Source organism: Burkholderia sp. MSMB1078WGS (assembly GCF_001528895.1).
Lineage (GTDB): Bacteria > Pseudomonadota > Gammaproteobacteria > Burkholderiales > Burkholderiaceae > Burkholderia.
On the sequence record NZ_LPDI01000088.1, the window covers coordinates 67196 to 86062 of the forward strand.

Sequence of the window (18867 nt, forward strand, 5' to 3'; positions counted from 1 at the left end):
TTGCCCGCACACCGCGGCATTTGGTAAGCTCGCGTAGAATCGCACGACCGTTCGTATTAATATGAACTTCCGGTCGCGCAACTACACTCGAATACCGTTCGACCGCAACGCCCCCGGAGACTGGAGACATCACATGGCATTGCCCACCGTCCTGCAGAACCTGACGCTGCCCGTCATCGCGTCGCCGATGTTCATCGTCAGCTACCCCGAACTCGTGCTCGCGCAATGCAAGGCGGGCATCGTCGGTTCGTTCCCCGCGCTCAATGCGCGTCCGGCCGAACTGCTCGACGAGTGGCTCACGCAGATCCAGTCGGCACTCGCCGACCACAAGGCGAAGCACCCCGATGCGGTCATCGGCCCGATCGCGGTCAACCAGATCGTCCACCAGTCGAACGCGCGGCTCGAGCACGACGTGCGCGTATGCGTCGAGCACAAGGTGCCGATCTTCATCACGAGCCTGCGCGCGCCGGCGCGCGAGATCGTCGACGCGGTGCACGGCTACGGCGGCATCGTGCTGCACGACGTGATCAACCTGCGCCACGCGCAGAAGGCGCTCGAAGCCGGCGTCGACGGGCTGATCCTCGTTGCGGCCGGCGCGGGCGGCCACGCGGGCACGACGTCGCCGTTCGCGCTGGTCGGCGAAGTGCGCAAGATCTTCGACGGCCCGATCGTGCTGTCGGGCTCGATCGCGAACGGCGGCTCGATCCTCGCCGCGCAGGCGATGGGCGCCGACCTCGCATACATGGGCACGCGTTTCATCGCGACGCAGGAAGCGCATGCGATCGACGACTACAAGCACGCGATCCTGAACGCGAAATCGTCGGACATCATCTACACGAACCTCTTCACGGGCGTGCACGGCAACTACATCCGCGAGAGCATCGAGAAGGCCGGCCTCGATCCGGACGCGCTGCCGGAATCCGACAAGACCAAGATGAATTTCGGCAGCGACAAGACGAAGGCGTGGAAGGACATCTGGGGCGCCGGCCAGGGTGTCGGCCTGATGGACGATCTGCCGAGCGTGGGCGCGCTCGTCGAGCGGCTCAAGCGCGAGTACGACGACGCGAAGGCGCGGCTCGGCATCCCGCGCTGACGGATGCGCGGCCGTCTCGGCCGCCGTCGGCGCGAGCGCGTCGAACCAAGCAAAAAGCGCGAACCGCAACGGTTCGCGCTTTTTTCATTGTCCCGCTGCGGCGGACGATGCGGCTCAGACCGCGCGCTTCATCCGCGTGATCGGCAGCACGCGCAGGCTCGATTCGATCGACGGGCACAGCGACTGCCCTTCGAAGCGCGCGGCCAGGAAATCGACGAACGAGCGCACTTTCGCGGAGACGTGACGACGGCTCGCGTACACCGCATAGATCGGCGCCTCGTGCGGCGGCACCGAATCGAGCAGCACCGGCACGAGCCGGCCCGCTTCGATGTCGTCGCCGACCACTTCGGTGCCGAGCAGCGCGATGCCCGCGCCGGCGAGCACGGCCGCGCGCAGCCCTTCGAGATGGTTCACGATCAGGTTGCCGTTCAGGCTCACGCGCGACGCGGCGGCCGCGTCGATCATCAGCGAATCGAGCATCGTCGAATTCGAATCGCGCCGCAGGTAGTTGTGGTTCGCGAGATCGGCGATCGTCTGCGGCGTGCCGCGCTTCTCCAGATAGTCGGGCGACGCGACCAGCAGGATGTGCGCGGTCGCGATCTGCCGCGCGACCAGCGACGACGATTTCAATCCGTTCGGCGCCGCGCGCACCGCGACGTCGTAGCCTTCCTCGATCAGGTCGACCACGCGATCGGACAGCGTCATGTCGACGGTCACGTCCGGGAAGCGCCCCGCGTAATCGGTGACGGCCTGCATCACGTGCCGCAGCCCGAACGCGGACAGCGACGTCACGCGCAGCCTGCCCTGCGGCACCACGCTCGCGGCGCCGACGGCCTGGCCGGCTTCGTCGAGTTCGGACAGCGCCTGCACGAGGCGCTCGTAGTATTCGCGCCCCGCCTCGGTCGGCGCGACGCGTCGTGTCGTGCGATGCAGCAGCCGCGCGCCGAGCTGCTGCTCGAGGTGCATCACGTGCTTGCTCGCCATCGCCGCCGACATCTGCATGCGCTCCGCCGCGCCGACGAAGCTGCCCACTTCGACGACGTAGCGAAACACATTCATGCTGACGAGGGTATCCATCGAACTAGCTCGCAATCCCGGGGGAATCAACCAATTACGAGATAGGGTAACAAAGGCGAGGAAACAGAAAGGTCAAGAAAGGCAAAACGGCGCCGCGGGTGGCGGCGCCGTTTCGGGCGGGAAAACATGCATCCGGAACGCGCGTTCGACGCGCGCGGCCGGCGCACCGATCGCGCGGGTGCGTCAGAACTTCGCGCGGATGCCGGCGCCGAACGTGTTGCCGGTCGACAGGCCGCTGATGTGGTCGTTCATGTACGCCGCGTAGACGTCGGTGCGCTTGGACAGCGGATAGTCGTAGCCGACGGCCCAGGTCTGGCGCGTCTGGTCGAGGCCGCCGGCGTCGCGCGAGTACGCATACGACGCCATCGCGTTGCCCACGCCGATCGGCACCGACACGCCGCCCTGCGCGGTGTTCACGTGCCAGCTGCCCGCGACCTGATCGTTCTTCGTATACATGTACTGGCCGAACAGCTTCACGAGCTTCAGGTCGTAGGTCGCGCCGACCAGCGCGATACCCTGGCTCTTCATGCCGGTCACGAGCGCGCTCAGATCCTGCGGGCCGTTGTTGAAGTTCACGTACTGATACATCGCGGTCGCCGCGAACGGGCCGTTCGCGTAGTTGAACTGCGCGCTCCACTTCTTCGAACGGTTGTCGCCCGCCTGGTTGCCGAGCGCGTACATCGCGCCGAAATTCAGGCCACCGAACGAAGGCGACGTATAACCCACCGCGTTGTTCCAGCCCGAATCGCCGACCGCACCCTGGTCGCTCGGATAGGTCGGGAACGTGCCGAGGCCGAGGAACACGTGGTACACCATCGGCGAGAAGGTGTACGAGTCGTAGAACGGGTTGAACAGGATCGTCGAGAGGAACAGGTGCGTCGTCAGGCGGCCTGCCGTCACCGTGCCGTACGGCGAGCTGATGCCGACGTACGCGTTGCGCGCGAAGAACGTGTCGCCCTGGAAGCGGCCGTACTGGCCGTTCTGCGCCCGGAAGAAGCTCTCCAGCGTGAAGATCGCCTTGTAGCCGCTGCCCAGATCCTCGGCGCCGTGCAGGCCCCAGTACGAGGTCGACATCCCGCCGCCCGACACGTTCCATGCGCGATCGCCGCCCGGAAACTTGGTGGCGCCGACCCACTCGTCGACCTGGCCGTAGAGCGAGACGCTCGACTGCGCATGGACGGGTGCGGCGGCCGCCACGCAGGCGGCTGCGGCGATCAGCTTGACGGACGTGCGCGATGCACGGCGGGCGAATGCTTTCATGGGATCTCCAGGGTTTTGTCGAATAGTCGATGAGTGGCGCGAGCGTTGTTGTTTGGAGCCGAGTGCTTGCGTCGTATGGGGCGCAGCCATCTTTACGGATCATTCGTCCGGCCAAAATTGCGCACACTTATTGCGGGTATAGCGCCAGCATTAACTTCGCGGAATGTGTCCATGGCCGGCTGCACGCGGCGGCCCGGCGCGAACGCGGCCGCACGGGCGGGCGGCCGCGTGGCGTGCGCGTACCGGGCGCGAAAGATAGCGCAATGCGGCGGGAAAATCAGCGGAAATGTGCGCGCGACTGTGGCGAATTCGCATCAGCCGGCAATGGGACGAGCGCCGGAGCGCTCAGTTTCTGTAGAACGAAGAGAAAGAAGGCGAGTGTGCGGACTCTTCCTGCGAGCGGGGCGGCGGCATCGGGCGGCCGCCGCGCTCCTCGTTGTAGCGAGCGACGTCGGCGCGGATCGAGCCGGCCCGCAGCGGGACGTTGCCGCCGCCCGGCGGGCGCGGCATCTGGCGGACTTCGGCGCTGATCGGCCGATACGGGCTTTGCGCGGCGTAATGGCCGTACGACGGCGTCGGGCGCAGCCCCCAGCGGGAACCGGACGCGCTCACACCGCCGGGACGCACGCCGGCAGGCGCAGGCACGCGACGCCAGACCGGGTCGCCGCCGGCGCCGCGGGCCGGCTGACCGTACGCACGCATGTCGCCGCCGCCGAAACCGTGGCCGCCGAACCCGTGACCGCCGTGGGGCGGCTGGGCCAGCGCGAGCGGCATCAGCAGTGCGCCGAGCACGCCTGCCACCCATCGTCCGATCTTCCGTTTCACCCGTTCCGTCATCGTTCCGTGCCCATCGACGCCCGCCGTCGGCTCCTTTCGGCCGACCCAAGGCTTTCAGCAGTAATTTATGAGCGGGCGGAAAGTGTGTCGAGCCAAAAAGTGTTATGTCGCCGGCATCGGTGTAACACCATGTTACTGCTAGGTTTTTTCGCTTCGGCGCACGATCGCGACAGCACATTCTTCTGCGGTTTCAGGCTCGATCGGGCAGATGCGACGGCCGCCATCTCATGCGGACGATTCATCAATCGATTCGCACAATGAATTTGTGTAGTGAATCGCCAGCCGCGACAATGACGCCATCCGCGCGCGCGACGCGCGCCTTCGCCATTTCCGAATCGAGTTTCCCGATGGCCCGTCCCCGTTTTCTTCCCGACAACTTCACGCTCGCGCTCGTGGGCACCGTCGTGCTCGCGAGCCTGCTGCCCTGCCGCGGCCCGGCCGCCCATGCGTTCAACTGGGCGACCAACGTCGCCGTCGGCCTGCTGTTTTTCCTGCACGGCGCGAAACTGTCGCGCGAAGCCGTCGTCGCGGGCGCGACGCACTGGCGGCTGCACGCGCTCGTGCTGCTCAGCACGTTCGCGCTGTTCCCGCTGCTCGGCCTCGCGCTGAAACCCGTGCTGCAGCCGCTCGTCACGCCAACGCTGTATGCGGGCGTGCTGTTCCTGTGCACGCTGCCGTCGACGGTCCAGTCGTCGATCGCATTCACGTCGATCGCGAAGGGCAACGTGCCGGCCGCCGTGTGCGCGGCATCGGCGTCGAGCCTGCTCGGGATCTTCGTCACGCCGGCGCTCGTCGGGCTGATGATCACGTCGCAGTCGGCCGCGGCCGCGTCGCCGTGGAGCACCGTCGGCAGCATCGTGATGCAGTTGCTCGTGCCGTTCATCGCCGGCCAGTTGCTGCGGCCCGTGATCGGCGGCTGGATCGACCGCAATCGCGGCGTGCTGCGCTTCGTCGACCAGGGCTCGATCCTGCTGGTCGTCTACGTCGCGTTCAGCGAGGCGGTCAACGAGGGGCTGTGGCACCAGATTCCGCCGCGCGCGCTCGGCGGCCTCGTCGTCGTCAACCTCGTGCTGCTCGCGATCGCGCTGCTGCTGACCGCGTTCGTCAGCAAGCGGCTCGGCTTCAACCGCGCCGACCGGATCACGATCATTTTCTGCGGATCGAAGAAGAGCCTCGCGGCCGGCGTGCCGATGGCGAAGGTGATCTTCTCGGCGAACGCGGTCGGCGCGATCGTGCTGCCGCTGATGCTGTTCCACCAGATCCAGCTGATGGCGTGCGCGGCGCTCGCGCAGCGCTGGGGCGCCCGCGACACGCGCGGCGAGGACGAGGGCGACGCGACAGCCGCGTCCGGCGCGCTGAGCACGAGCAAACGCTGACGCGTCCGGGGGGCGCGATGGCCGCTGCTGGCAGCTTTCCGCCTCTCGCCTCTCGCCTCTCGCCTCTCGCCTCTCGCCTCTCGCCTCTCGCCTCTCGCCTCTCGCCTCTCGCCTCCCGCCTCCCGCCTCCCGCCTCCCGCCTCCCGCCTCCCGCCTCCCGCCTCTCGCTTCCCGCTTCCCGCCCCAACCAGCCCCGGCCGGGCGCGATGCACCGGCAATGCCCATCGCGTCACGAAATCTTCATTCAATTCTCCGCAAGCGCTGCCGTTAAGCTGGGCGTCCCGTCGATTCGGCTGCCCTCGCCCATGCCCGCGCTCCACTCCGATCCCGCTGTCGCCCGCACCACGCGCCTGATCGCGGATCGCGCGCTCGCCGCCGTTTTCCAGCCGATCGTCGATCTCGGATCGGGGACGGTCGTCGGTTACGAAGGGCTGATCCGCGGGCCCCGTGGCACCGACCTCGAGCCGCCCGCCGCCCTGTTCGCGCAGGCCGCGCGCGAAGGCGAAACCATCGCGCTCGAACAGGCCGCCGCGCTCACCTGCCTCGACGCGTTCGCGGCGCTCGGCTGCGACGGCAAGCTGTTCCTCAATTTCAGCGCGGGCACGATTCTCACGCTCGCCAGCGAACGCGAGCGCGCACGCCAGTTCCTCGGTCGCGCACGGGTCGGCGCCGAGCGCATCGTGATCGAGCTCACCGAGCAGAACGCGATTCCCGACGTCGCGCACATCGGGCCGGCCGTCGCGTCGCTGCGCGACGCCGGCATCCAGTTCGCGCTCGACGACTACGGCACCGCGAACGCGAGCATGAACCTGTGGCTGCGCCTGCACCCGGACGTCGTGAAGATCGACCGCTTCTTCATCCACGACATCGCGCGCGACCCGCTCAAGTTCGAAGCCGTGAAGGCGATGCAGCACTTCGCGCACGCGAGCGGCGCGAAGCTGATCGCGGAAGGCATCGAGAACGAATGCGACCTGATCGTCGTGCGCGACATGGGCATCTGCTGCGTGCAGGGCTTCCTGCTCGGCCGGCCGGACGCGCAGCCGTCGCGGGTGGTCGCGCCGGCCGCGCGCGATGCGATCCGCGCGCCGCACATCGCGGTATTTCCCGGCGTGACGCGCGCGGTGCGGCCGGCCGGCACGATCGCCGGGAAAATGCTCGTGCCCGCCCCGGCGCTGCCGCGCGACGCGACCAGCAACGACGTGCTCGACCTGTTCAACCGGATGCCCGACCTGCACGCGGTCGCGCTCGTCGAGCGCGGGCGGCCCGTCGCGCTCGTGAATCGCCGCGGCTTCATCGATCGTTTCGCGCTGCCGTATCACCGCGAGGTATTCGGGAAGAAGCCGTGCCTGCAGTTCGCGAACGATACGCCGCTGATGATCGACAACGCGACCACGTTCGAGCAACTCGCGATGCTGCTCGCGAGCCACGACCAGCGCTATCTCGCCGACGGCTTCGTGATCACCGAACACGGCCGCTATGTCGGGCTCGGCACCGGCGAAAGCCTCGTGCGCGCCGTGACCGAGATGCGCATCGAGGCCGCGCGCTACGCGAATCCGCTGACGTTCCTGCCCGGCAACATCCCGATCAGCGCGCACATCGACCGGCTGCTCCAGCGCGACGCCGGCTTTCACGCATGCTACGTCGATCTGAACCAGTTCAAGCCGTTCAACGACCAGTACGGCTACTGGCAGGGCGACGAAGTGCTGAAGTTCGCCGCGACGGTGCTGGCCGGCGTGTGCGATCCGCAGCGCGATTTTCTCGGCCACGTCGGCGGCGACGATTTCCTCGTGCTGTTTCAGCGCGACGACTGGCGCGAGCGCGCCGCCGACGCGATCGCGCGCTTCAACGACGGTGCGCAGCTCTTCTACACGCAGGCCGACCGGCTAGCGGGCGGGCTGCGCGGCGAGGACCGCCACGGCAACCCGGCGTTCTTCGGCTTCGTGACGATGGCGATCGGCGCGGTCGGCGTGCCGGCCGGCGCGCACGGCGCGAAACGTTACGGCAGCGACGAGATCGCGTCGGTCGCGGCGCTCGCGAAGCGGCGGGCCAAGCAACAGCCGGACGGGCTCGCGGTCGTCGACCTCGATGCCGGCCGCGCGGCGTTGCGCCATCGCGGCGAACCGCCGGCCATGGCGATGGCGACGGGCTGAACGGCGAACGGTCGACGGGTACGCACTGGTTGCGCACGGAAAGCGCCCGCACACCAGGCGACCCGCCCGATGCCCGTCCCGCGCAAGGTCGGGCTGTGGCGCCACGGCTTGCCGCCGTCGCACGCGACGGCCGCGGCACGCCGCACCCCCACGCCGGTCCGCGGCACGCGCTCGCGGCCGCCGCTTTTTCCTGCGCTCGGGCTGCACCGCCCGACACCCACACGCCACCTTGCCTTTTTCTCGTTTTGTTTAGTATTTTTAGTAACGGCGTTTTCGCAGATTAGTGCCTAAACAGCCGTTATTCGCGGGTATTCCCCGGTTATCCGGCCCGAATTCCGCGATAATTTTTACTATACAATCGCTTCCACCCTAAACAAACCGGACCCCGAACGATGGGTACGACCATTCGCGATGTGGCGCGGGCGGCAGAGGTTTCGATCGGCACCGTCTCGCGCGCGCTGAAAAACCAGCCTGGCCTGTCCGAAGCCACGCGTGCACGCATCGTCGAGATCGCGCGGCAGCTCGGCTACGATTCCGCGCAGTTGCGGCCGCGCATCCGCCGGCTCACCTTCCTGCTGCACCGCCAGCACAACCGCTTTCCCGCGAGCCCGTTCTTCTCGCACGTGCTGCACGGCGTCGAGGACGCCTGCCGCGAGCGCGGCATCGTGCCGACGCTGCTCACGGTCGGCCCGAACGACGACGTGCTGCGCCAGATGCGCCCGCACGCACCCGACGCGATCGCGGTCGCCGGCTTCATCGAGCCCGAGACGATCGAGGCGCTCGCCGCCACCGGCCGGCCGCTCGTGCTGATCGACCTGTGGGCGCCCGGGTTGCGCTCGGTCAACATCGACAACGCGACGGGCGCGGCGCTCGCGATGCGCCACCTGCTCGCCACCGGCCGCTCGCGGATCGCCTTCATCGGCGGCTCGGCCGCGCACTACAGCATCGCGCAACGCGCGATCGGCTATCGGCGCGCGTTCTTCGAAGCCGGGCGGCTGTTCGACCCCGCCTACGAAGTGACGATCGACGCGGGGCTCGACCCCGACACGGGCGCCGCGCGTGCGATGGAGCAACTGCTCGACGCGCCCGGCCCGCGCCCGGAAGCCGTGTTCGCGTACAACGACGCGGCGGCACTGGCCGCGCAGCGCGTGTGCCTCGCGCGCGGCCTGCGGATTCCGGACGACATCGCGATCGTCGGCTTCGACGACATCCCGGCCGCCGCGCACGCGAGCCCGCCGCTCACGACGCTCGCGGTCGACAAGGAAGCGCTCGGCCGCCGCGGCGTCGAACTGCTGCTCGCCGAAGCGCCCGAGCGCACCGAGATTTCCCTGCCCGTCGAGCTGATCGTGCGGGCCAGCAGCCAGCCCGCCGGCTCCCCGGCACTCGATACCGCCACGGTCCAAGAATCATGAACATGCCCCCGGTCCAATCCCGCGCCGCCGCGCCGGTCAGCCACGCGCAAGCGGCACCGTTCGTCGCGAGCTTCCGCGACCCGTCGTTCCTGCTGTCGCACGTCGAGGACACGCTGCGCTTCTACGCGGCCCACGCATTCGACCCGACGGGCGGCTTCCACCATTACTTCCGCGACGACGGCAGCGTCTACAACCGCACGTCGCGCCACCTCGTCAGCAGTTGCCGGTTCGTCTTCAACTACGCGATGGCGTATCGCCATTTCGGCGACCCGCGCCACCTCGACTACGCGCGCCACGGGCTGCGCTTCCTGCGCGACGCGCACTGGGACGACGCGCTGCAGGGTTACGACTGGGAGCTCGACTGGCGCGACGGCGCGAAGCACGCGACGCTCGACGGCACGCGCCACTGCTACGGGCTCGCGTTCGTGCTGCTCGCGGCCGCGCACGCGACGATGGCCGGCATCGACGAAGCGCGAGCGCTGATCGCCGCAACCTACGAACTCGCCGAGCACCGCTTCTGGGATGCGGCCGCGGGCCTGTATGCGGACGACGCGACGCCGAACTGGCACGTGTCGTCGTATCGCGGCCAGAACGCGAACATGCACATGACGGAAGCGCTGCTCGCCGCCTACGAGGCGACCGGCCACCTCACGTACCTCGATCGCGCGGAAAAGCTCGCCTCCCACATCACGCAACGCCAGGCCGCGCTGTCGGGCGGGCTCGTGTGGGAGCACTACCATGCGGACTGGTCGATCGACTGGGACTACAACAAGGAAGACAGCTCGAACATCTTCCGTCCGTGGGGTTTCCAGCCCGGGCATCAAACCGAATGGGCGAAACTGCTGCTGATCCTCGAGCGGCACCGCCCGCTCGACTGGCTCGCGCCGCGCGCGGCCGAACTGTTCGATGCGGCGCTCACGCACGCGTGGGATACCGATCACGGCGGCCTCTGCTACGGCTTCGGCCCGGACTTCACGATCTGCGACCACAACAAGTATTTCTGGGTGCAGGCGGAAACCTTCGCGGCGGCGGCGATGCTCGGCGCGCGCACCGGCAGCGAGCGCTTCTGGGACTGGTACGACGAGATCTGGCGCTACAGCTGGGCGCATTTCGTCGATCACCGCTACGGCGCGTGGTACCGGATCCTCACCTGCGACAACCGCAAGTACAGCGACGAGAAGAGTCCGGCCGGCAAGACCGACTATCACACGATGGGCGCATGCTACGACGTGCTCGCGACCCTCGCGCGCATGCAACGCAGCGAGCCGACGCAATGAGCGGCGGCACGTTTCCGGCTTTCGTGTCGGCGGGCGACATCCTGACCGACATGGTGCGCGCAGGCGACGCGCAGTGGACGTCGGTGCCGGGCGGCGCCGGCTGGAACGTCGCGCGCGCGGTCGCCCGGCTCGGCGTGCCGAGCGCGCTCGCCGGCTCGATCGGCGAGGACTGCTTCTCCGACGTGCTGTGGCGCACGAGCGAAGCGGCCGGGCTCGACCTGCGCTTCCTGCAGCGCGTCGCGCGGCCGCCGCTGCTCGCGATCGTCCACGAGACGCGCCCACCCGCGTACTTCTTCATCGGCGAAGCGAGCGCCGACCTCGCGTTCGATCCCGCCCGGCTGCCGGCCGGCTGGACCGATCACGTGAAATGGGCGCATTTCGGCTGCATCAGCCTCGTGCGCGAGCCGCTCGCGGGCACGCTGGCCGCGCTCGCGGCCGACCTGCATGCGCGCGGCGTGAAAATCAGCTTCGATCCGAACGTGCGCAACCTGATGACGGCCGCATACCGGCCGACGCTGGAGAAGATGGCTGCGCTAGCCGACCTGATCAAGGTGTCCGACGAAGACCTGCATCACCTGTTCGGCGGCGACGGCCCCGACGCGATCGCGGCGGTGCGCGCGCTGAACCCGCGGGCGGCCGTGCTCGTCACGCGCGGCGCGCAGGCGGCGACGCTCCATGCGGACGGCGACGTGTACGAGGCCAGCCCGCCGCGCGTCGAGGTGGCCGACACCGTCGGCGCGGGCGACGCGTCGATCGGCGGCCTGCTGTTCAGCCTGATGGCCGCGCCGCAGCGCAGCTGGCGCGAGCATCTCGCGTTCGCACTGGCGGCCGGCGCCGCCGCGTGCCGGCACACGGGCGCGCATGCGCCGACGCTCGACGAGGTCGTCGCGCTGCTGGAACGGTGACGGGCAGGGGCGGTGCGGTGATCGGTCGCCGATAAGCGGCGCTGTACATGCTGCGCCGCAGTGCTACGATGAAGTGTCCTATTGCGGGAGAGGCACGATGGACACGAACACGTTCACCAAAGGCATCTACACGGCCAAGGCGCATACGCATCGCGCCGACAACGGCCAGTTCCAGGGCTACGTGATCCTCGCGCGGGACGATGGCGACGAGACGGAGAACATGCGCTACGACGTCCACACGACGAGTTCGAGCGAGGAAGAAGCGTTCGAGGAGGCGAAGGCGCTCGCGCACCGGATCCTCGGCGAAATCGAACTGTAATGCGCGAACTGTAACGCGCGAACCGCAATGCGCGCCGTCACGCGCGCCGTCATCGATCGTTCCTCGTGCGCGCGTCGCGGCCCGGCCGCGACGCGCCGCCGCCTTCGGCTCAGAGCAGCCGCGCCACCATCGACACCAGCATCGTCAGCACCAGCGTCGACATGAACGGGAACGGATAGCGCCGCCCGCCGAGCGTCAGCGTGACGTCGCCCGGCATCCGCCCGATGCCGAGCTTGCCGAGCCACGGCCAGCAGCGCGTCAGGATCATCACCGCCACGAACGACGCCATCAGCCAGCGCAGCATCTCCGGCTCCGGTCAGAGCGCGTGCGAGCGGTCGCCGCGCGCGAACGCGTCGAGCGTGCCGTCGATCCCGCGTGAAAACGCGATCACCTTGAACAGCTCGCCCATCTCGGCCTCCGAGATCAGTTTCTGCACCGCGTTCGCGGCCGGCAGGAACGCGCGGACGTCGGACGGGTCGATCGCGGCCAGCGCGTCGGTGATGCCTGCGTTCAACAGGAAGCGCGCCTGCGACGTGTAGCCGAGCAGATCGGCGCCGGTCGCGACGCCCGCATCGTAGATGCCGGTGAATTCGACGTGCGCGGTGATGTCCTGCAGGCCCGGGTACGCGAACGGGTCGTCGTGCGCGTGGTGACGGTAGTGGCACATCAGCGTGCCGCGGTCGCGCTGCGGGTGGTAATACTCGTGCGCGGGAAAACCGTAGTCGAGCAGCAGCACCGCGCCGCGCGCGAGCATCGTGCAGACGGTGCGCGTGAACGCGAGCGCCGCCTCGTGCGTTTCGGTCACGTAGCCGTCGCCGACGTCGAGCGCCGCGAGCGCCGCCGGCAGGCCGGCTGCGCCGACCGGCCGGTCGTCGAACACGAACGCCTGCCGCGCGTCGAGCGCGACGCCGCGCTCGCGCCATGCGCCGTCCGCCTTCGCGAACAGCCGCACCGGCATCGCGTCGAGCACTTCGTTGCCGACCACGACCCCGTCGAACCGCTCGGGCAGCGCGTCGAGCCAGCGCACCTTCGCGGCCAGCGCCGGCACCGCGGCTTCGATCGTCTCGCGCTGCCGTTCGCGCAACTCGCCGGACAGGTCGACGATCAGGTATTCGTCGAGTTCGACGCCCGGCGCGTCGAGCGCCGCGAGCAGCCCGGCCGCGAGCTTGCCGGTGCCGGCGCCGAATTCCATCACGCGGCGCGTGCCGCTCGCCGCGAGCGCCTCGGCCACCGGTTGCGCGAGCGTCTGCGCGAACAGCGGCGACAGCTCGGGGGCGGTGACGAAATCGCTGCCGTCGTCGGCGCGGCGCCCGAACTTGCGCGCGCCGCCGCTGTAATAGCCGAGCCCCGGCGCATACAGCGCACGCTCCATGAAGCGGTCGAACGGCAGCCAGCCGCCGGCCGCCGCGATCTCGTCGCGCAATTGCGCGGCAAGGGTTTCGGACTGCGCGAGCGCGTCGGGGCCGGGAGCAGGTAAACTAGCGGGTTCGTGAGCTTTCGGGTTCATCCCGGCATTGTAAATGACCGTTTCAGCCGATACGTCGACCCCACGCGTGGTGCTCGTCACGGGCGCCCTGGGCAGCACGGCCGACGCCGCGTCGATCGGCCGCGCGCTCGCGACGGGTTTCGCACGCCGCGGCTGGGACGTCGCGCTGCAGCGCAGCCACGGCGCGCCGCGCGCAGCCGCCGACGCGCTCGTCGCCGAAGTCGCGGCGCTGGGCCGCCGCGCGGCCGTGCTCGACGCCGATCCGGCCCTGGAAGCCGATGCCGCGGCCCTCGTCGCCGCATGCGGCGACGCGCTCGGCCGGCCCGCGTGCGCGGTGTTCGTCAGCGCCAGCGCAGGCGCCGACGACGCGCACACGGTCGACGGCGCGTCGCTCGCCGCCGCGCTCGCGCGCAACGTGACGGCGCCGCTCGCGCTGGCCCGCGCGCTCGCCGATGCGACGCCCGACGCCGCGCGCGAGCACGAAGCGCTGCGCGCGTGCGCGATCCACGTACTGGATCAGGCCCTGTTTCACCCGGCACCGGCGCAGTTGTCGCACGCGCTGATGCAGGCCGCCTTGAACCGCGCGACGTCGGCGCTCGCGCTGGCGCTCGCGCCGAAGGTGCGGGTCGCGGCGCTCGTGCGCGGCCACGCGCCGCACGCGGACGACATCGCGGCGGCCGCCTGCTATCTCGCGAGTGCGCCCGGCGTGACGGGCGCGACGCTGACCGTCGACGGCGGCGAGCACCTGGTGCCGCCCGCCGCCGGCCCGAATGAATGAACCGCGCGGGCGCGGCGTGACCGCCGCCGCCCGCGCCGCTTTGCGTGCGCGCACGCCAATTTGACTGGGACGACCATGTTTTCCGCTCTCCTGCACCCCCGCCTCGCGGATTGCCGCAGGCTCTACCTGCGCGACTACGAGGTGCACATCAACATCGGGGCCTTCGAACACGAGAAGCGCGGCGAGCAGCGCGTCGTCATCAACGTCGACCTGTTCGTGCCGCTCGCGCAGTCGACGCCCGTCGACGACCGGCTGCACGAAGTCGTCGACTACGATCTGATGAAGCAGAGCGTCGCGCAATGCCTCGCGCGCGGCCACATCCACCTGCAGGAAACGCTGTGCGACTCGATCGCCGCGCACCTGCTGGCGCACGATGCCGTGCGCGCGGTACGCGTCCGTACCGAGAAACCGGACGCCTATCCGGACTGCGACGCCGTCGGCGTCGAAGTCTTTCGCATCAAGGACGAGGAGCGCGCATGAACGCCCCCCACATGAACGACACGGCGGCCGACGCCGCCACGCTGGACGAAGCCGCCGCCCCGGCCGGCCGCCAGGCGCTGACGCGCCGCGAGCAGAAGGAAGCGTACGAGAACAACAAGCTGTTCAAGCGGATCGTGCGCCAGGTCGGCCAGGCGATCGGCGACTACAACATGATCGAGCCGGGCGACAAGGTGATGGTGTGCCTGTCGGGCGGCAAGGACAGCTACGCGATGCTCGACGTGCTGCTGCGCCTGCGCGAGCGCGCACCGATCGACTTCGACATCGTCGCGGTGAACCTCGACCAGAAGCAGCCGGGCTTCCCCGAGCACGTGCTGCCCGAATACCTGAAACAGGTCGGCGTGCCGTTCCACATCGAGAACCAGGACACCTACAGCATCGTCAAGCGGCTCGTGCCGGAAGGCAAGACGACCTGCTCGCTGTGCTCGCGGCTGCGCCGCGGCATCCTGTACCGCGTGGCCGGCGAGCTCGGCGCGACCAAGATCGCGCTCGGCCATCACCGCGACGACATCGTGCAGACGCTGCTGCTCAACATGTTCTACGGCGGCAAGCTGAAGGGGATGCCGCCGAAGCTGCAGTCGGACGATGGCAAGAACATCGTGATCCGCCCGCTCGCGTACGTGAAGGAAACCGATCTCGAGAAATACGCGGAGCTGCGCGAATTCCCGATCATCCCGTGCAATCTGTGCGGCAGCCAGCCGAACCTGAAGCGCGCGGAAATGAAGGCGCTGATCCGCGAATGGGACAAGCGCTTCCCGGGCCGCGTCGACAACATGTTCAACGCGCTCGCGAAGGTCGTGCCGTCGCACCTGATGGACACGACGCTGTACCCGTTCCAGTCGCTGCGCGCGACGGGCGAAGCCGATCCGCAAGGCGACATCGCGTTCGACGAGGAGCCGTGCGCGTCGGGCGACGACTCGGCCGCGCCGGGCGCCGCGCAACCGATCTCGATCGTCCAGTTCGACGACCTGTAAGCAGGGCCCGAACACCCGCCGGAAGCGGGCGCCGAGCGCCCTTTCCGGCGTGGCGCGCCCGCTGCGGCAGGCCCGGAACGGCGGGGGCCGCATGCTAAAATGGACGGCTTCGAACTCCCTGACCAAGCGCGCGCCATGAATATCGTGATTTTGGCGGCAGGCACCGGCAAGCGCATGCGTTCCGCGCTGCCGAAAGTGCTTCACCCCCTGGCCGGCAGGCCGCTCCTCTCCCACGTCATCGACACCGCGCGCACGCTGCAGCCGTCCCGGCTCGTCGTCGTCGTCGGCCACGGCGCCGAGCAGGTCCAGGCCGCCGTCGCCGCACCCGACGTCCAGTTCGCGGTGCAGGCCGAGCAGCTCGGCACCGGCCATGCGGTCCGTCAGGCGCTGCCGCTGCTCGATCCCGCCCAGCCGACGCTCGTGCTGTACGGCGACGTGCCGCTCACGCGCGCGTCGACGCTGCGGCGCCTCGTCGATGCCGCGCGCGAAGGCCGCTACGGGATCCTGACCGTCACGCTCGACGATCCGACCGGCTACGGCCGCATCGTGCGCGACGCGGCCGGCTTCGTCACGCGCATCGTCGAGCAGAAGGATGCATCGCCGGACGAGCTGAAGATCGCCGAGATCAACACCGGCATCATCGTCACGCCGACGGCCCAGCTGTCGATGTGGCTCGGCGCGCTGAAGAACGAAAACGCGCAGGGCGAGTACTACCTGACCGACGTCGTCGAACTCGCGATCGAGGCCGGCTTCGAGGTCGTCACGTCGCAGCCCGACGACGAATGGGAAACGCTCGGCGTGAACAGCAAGGCGCAGCTCGCGGAGCTCGAGCGCATTCACCAGCGTAACGTCGCCGATGCGCTGCTCGCCGACGGCGTCACGCTCGCCGATCCGGCGCGCGTCGACGTGCGCGGCACGCTGCGCTGCGGCCGCGACGTGTCAATCGACGTGAACTGCGTGTTCGAAGGCAACGTGACGCTCGCCGACAACGTAACCGTCGGCGCGAACTGCGTGATCCGCAACGCGTCGATCGGCGCGGGCACGCGCATCGACGCGTTCACGCACATCGACGGCGCCGAGCTCGGCGCGCACACCGTGATCGGCCCGTACGCGCGGCTGCGCCCCGGCGCGCAGCTCGCGGACGAAGCGCACGTCGGCAACTTCGTCGAGGTGAAGAACGCGGTGATCGGCCACGGCTCGAAGGCGAATCACCTCACGTACATCGGCGACGCCGACATCGGCGCACGCGTGAACATCGGCGCGGGCACGATCACCTGCAACTACGACGGCGCGAACAAGTTCCGCACCGTGATCGAGGACGACGTGTTCGTCGGCTCCGACACGCAGCTCGTCGCGCCCGTGCGCGTCGGCCGCGGCGTGACGATCGCCGCCGGCACGACGATCTGGAAGGACGTCGCCGAAGGCGTCCTCGCATTGAACGAGAAGACGCAGACCGCGAAGAGCGGCTACGTCCGCCCGGTCAAGAAGAAGAGCTGAACCTTTTGCGGGCGCCCGCGCGGCGCCCGCGTCGACTGACAGGATTGACCATACATGTGCGGCATTGTCGGCGCAGTTGCGCAACGTAATATCGTCCCGGTGCTGATCGAAGGATTGCGGCGCCTCGAATACCGCGGCTACGACTCGTGCGGCGTCGCCGTGCTCGAACCGGGCGCGCCGAAGCGCGCGCGCAGCGTCGCGCGCGTCGCCGATCTCGACGCACAGGTGCGCGAGACGCACCTCGAAGGCACGACCGGCGTCGCCCACACGCGCTGGGCCACGCACGGCGCGCCCGTCACGCACAACGCGCACCCGATCTTCTCGTCGAACGCGCTCGCGCTCGTGCACAACGGCATCATCGAGAACTTCGAGCCGCTGCGCGACGCGCTGCGCGCGAAGGGCTACGAATTCGTGTCGCAGACCGACACCGAAGTGATCGCGCACCTCGTGCACAGCCTGTACCGCGGCAACCTGTTCGACGCGGTGCGCGAAGCCGTGCACCAGCTGCACGGCGCGTATGCGATCGCCGTGATTCACAAGGACCAGCCGCACACCGTCGTCGGCGCGCGCCAGGGTTCGCCGCTCGTCGTCGGCCACGGCGACGGCGAGAACTTCCTCGCGTCCGATGCGCTCGCGCTCGCGGGTAGCACCGACCGCTTCACGTTCCTCGAGGAAGGCGACGTGTGCGAGCTGTCGCTCGACGGCGTAACGATCGTCGATCGCCACGGCGCCACCGTGCAGCGCGAAATCCGCGTCGTCAGCGCCTACGGCGGCGCGGTCGAGCTCGGGCCCTATCGCCACTTCATGCAGAAGGAAATCTTCGAGCAGCCGCGCGCGATCGGCGACACCGTGCCGCAGACGGACGCCTTCGACACGACGCTGTTCGGCGACGCCGCGCCCGCCGCGTTCGCGCAGATCGACAGCCTGTTGATCCTCGCGTGCGGCACGAGCTACTACTCGGGCCTCACCGCGAAGTACTGGCTCGAATCGATCGCGAAGATCCCGACCCAGGTCGAGATCGCGAGCGAATACCGCTACCGCGAGTCGGTGCCGAACCCGCGCCAGCTCGTGCTCGTGATCTCGCAGTCGGGCGAGACGGCCGACACGCTCGCGGCGCTCAAGCACGCGCAGTCGCTCGGCCACACGCATACGCTCGCCGTGTGCAACGTCGCGACGAGCGCGATGGTGCGCCTGACCGACATGCAGTTCCTGACGCACGCAGGCACCGAGATCGGCGTCGCGTCGACGAAGGCGTTCACGACCCAGCTCGTCGCGCTGTTCGTGCTGGCCGCGACGCTCGGCAAGCTGCGCGGTCACGTCGACGCCGCGCAGGAAGCGCAATTCCTGAAGGAGCTGCGCCACCTGCCGGCCGCGCTGAACAGCGTGCTCGCGCTCGAGCCGCAGATCATCGCGTGGTCGGAGGAATTCGCGCGCAAGGAAAACGCGCTGTTCCTCGGCCGCGGGCTGCACTACCCGATCGCGCTCGAAGGGGCGCTCAAGCTGAAGGAAATCTCGTACATCCATGCCGAGGCCTATCCGGCCGGCGAGCTGAAGCACGGGCCGCTCGCGCTCGTCACGGAAGCGATGCCGGTCGTCACGGTCGCGCCGAACGACACGCTGCTCGAGAAGCTGAAGTCGAACATGCAGGAAGTGCGCGCGCGCGGCGGCGAGCTGTACGTGTTCGCCGATGCCGACACGCAGATCGTCAACGACGACGGCCTGCACGTGATCCGGATGCCGGAACACTACGGGCAACTGTCGCCGATCCTGCACGTCGTGCCGCTGCAATTGCTCGCGTATCACACCGCGTGTGCGCGCGGCACCGACGTCGACAAGCCGCGCAACCTCGCGAAATCGGTGACGGTGGAGTAAGGCTGCCTGGCCGGACGGGCCGTCGCCGGTCCGTCCGGGCGTCGCATCGGCGTGCG

The 18867-nt window shown here is 69.0% G+C and carries 17 protein-coding genes; 12 read left to right on the plus strand and 5 right to left on the minus strand.

The window, feature by feature from the left end; genetic code table 11:
• Positions 1–133 precede the first annotated feature (133 nt).
• Positions 134–1093, plus strand: coding sequence for a nitronate monooxygenase family protein (locus WT24_RS22000; RefSeq protein ID WP_060035850.1), 960 nt, complete (start codon positions 134–136; stop codon positions 1091–1093).
• Positions 1094–1207: 114 nt separating this feature from the next.
• Here the strand turns inward: WT24_RS22000 and WT24_RS22005 are convergent, their stop codons facing one another.
• From WT24_RS22005 to WT24_RS22015, 3 genes are all read right to left on the minus strand, one after another.
• Positions 1208–2170 carry a LysR family transcriptional regulator gene (locus WT24_RS22005; RefSeq protein WP_059506450.1) on the minus strand — a complete coding sequence of 321 codons (963 nt, stop codon included), beginning with the start codon at positions 2168–2170 and terminating at the stop codon, positions 1208–1210.
• A gap of 183 nt (positions 2171–2353) precedes the next feature.
• The gene (locus WT24_RS22010; RefSeq protein ID WP_034208557.1) at positions 2354–3430 is read right to left on the minus strand and encodes a porin; all 1077 of its coding nucleotides are present in this window, start codon (positions 3428–3430) and stop codon (positions 2354–2356) included.
• A gap of 345 nt (positions 3431–3775) precedes the next feature.
• Positions 3776–4267: a hypothetical protein gene (locus WT24_RS22015; protein WP_059506452.1), complete on the minus strand. Its 492-nt coding sequence runs from the start codon at positions 4265–4267 to the stop codon at positions 3776–3778.
• Between the two features lie 347 nt (positions 4268–4614).
• Between WT24_RS22015 and WT24_RS22020 the strand changes: the two genes are divergently transcribed.
• The 6 genes from WT24_RS22020 (at position 4615) to WT24_RS22045 (ending at position 11706) form a co-directional block, all read left to right on the plus strand.
• Complete coding sequence (locus WT24_RS22020) at positions 4615–5643, plus strand: bile acid:sodium symporter family protein (protein ID WP_060035862.1); 1029 nt, start codon at positions 4615–4617, stop codon at positions 5641–5643.
• A 305-nt stretch (positions 5644–5948) separates the two neighbouring features.
• Positions 5949–7793 (plus strand): phosphodiesterase, encoded by a 1845-nt coding sequence (locus WT24_RS22025; protein WP_060035851.1) that lies wholly within the window; start codon positions 5949–5951, stop codon positions 7791–7793.
• Positions 7794–8185: 392 nt separating this feature from the next.
• The gene (locus WT24_RS22030) at positions 8186–9205 is read left to right on the plus strand and encodes a LacI family DNA-binding transcriptional regulator (RefSeq protein WP_059506458.1); all 1020 of its coding nucleotides are present in this window, start codon (positions 8186–8188) and stop codon (positions 9203–9205) included.
• Positions 9202–10482, plus strand: a complete 1281-nt coding sequence (locus WT24_RS22035) for an AGE family epimerase/isomerase (protein WP_060035852.1) — start codon at positions 9202–9204, stop codon at positions 10480–10482. Before WT24_RS22030 ends, WT24_RS22035 begins: the two co-directional genes overlap by 4 nt.
• Positions 10479–11387, plus strand: coding sequence for a carbohydrate kinase (locus tag WT24_RS22040; protein ID WP_060035853.1), 909 nt, complete (start codon positions 10479–10481; stop codon positions 11385–11387). The genes WT24_RS22035 and WT24_RS22040 overlap by 4 nt, the downstream gene beginning before the upstream one ends.
• A gap of 97 nt (positions 11388–11484) precedes the next feature.
• On the plus strand, positions 11485–11706 hold the full coding sequence (locus WT24_RS22045) for a hypothetical protein (protein ID WP_034208564.1): 222 nt from the start codon (positions 11485–11487) through the stop codon (positions 11704–11706).
• 109 nt (positions 11707–11815) lie between these two features.
• On the opposite strand, the gene WT24_RS22050 is transcribed toward WT24_RS22045, so the two are convergent.
• Positions 11816–12010, minus strand: a complete 195-nt coding sequence (locus tag WT24_RS22050; protein WP_006484654.1) for a DUF2905 domain-containing protein — start codon at positions 12008–12010, stop codon at positions 11816–11818.
• A 12-nt stretch (positions 12011–12022) separates the two neighbouring features.
• Positions 12023–13213 carry a class I SAM-dependent methyltransferase gene (locus WT24_RS22055; RefSeq protein WP_059506464.1) on the minus strand — a complete coding sequence of 397 codons (1191 nt, stop codon included), beginning with the start codon at positions 13211–13213 and terminating at the stop codon, positions 12023–12025.
• Between the two features lie 13 nt (positions 13214–13226).
• On the opposite strand from WT24_RS22055, the gene WT24_RS22060 reads away from it, so the two are divergent.
• The 5 genes from WT24_RS22060 (at position 13227) to glmS (ending at position 18811) form a co-directional block, all read left to right on the plus strand.
• Positions 13227–13970 (plus strand): SDR family oxidoreductase, encoded by a 744-nt coding sequence (locus WT24_RS22060; RefSeq protein WP_059506466.1) that lies wholly within the window; start codon positions 13227–13229, stop codon positions 13968–13970.
• Positions 13971–14045: 75 nt separating this feature from the next.
• The gene (locus WT24_RS22065) at positions 14046–14450 is read left to right on the plus strand and encodes a dihydroneopterin aldolase (RefSeq protein WP_027785625.1); all 405 of its coding nucleotides are present in this window, start codon (positions 14046–14048) and stop codon (positions 14448–14450) included.
• The gene (ttcA, locus tag WT24_RS22070) at positions 14447–15442 is read left to right on the plus strand and encodes a tRNA 2-thiocytidine(32) synthetase TtcA (protein ID WP_059793501.1); all 996 of its coding nucleotides are present in this window, start codon (positions 14447–14449) and stop codon (positions 15440–15442) included. Before WT24_RS22065 ends, ttcA begins: the two co-directional genes overlap by 4 nt.
• 135 nt (positions 15443–15577) lie before the next feature.
• Positions 15578–16939 carry a bifunctional UDP-N-acetylglucosamine diphosphorylase/glucosamine-1-phosphate N-acetyltransferase GlmU gene (glmU, locus tag WT24_RS22075; RefSeq protein WP_060035854.1) on the plus strand — a complete coding sequence of 454 codons (1362 nt, stop codon included), beginning with the start codon at positions 15578–15580 and terminating at the stop codon, positions 16937–16939.
• Between the two features lie 54 nt (positions 16940–16993).
• A complete protein-coding gene (gene glmS / locus WT24_RS22080; protein ID WP_060035855.1) occupies positions 16994–18811 on the plus strand; it encodes a glutamine--fructose-6-phosphate transaminase (isomerizing) in 1818 nt (605 codons plus the stop codon).
• Positions 18812–18867 lie beyond the last annotated feature (56 nt).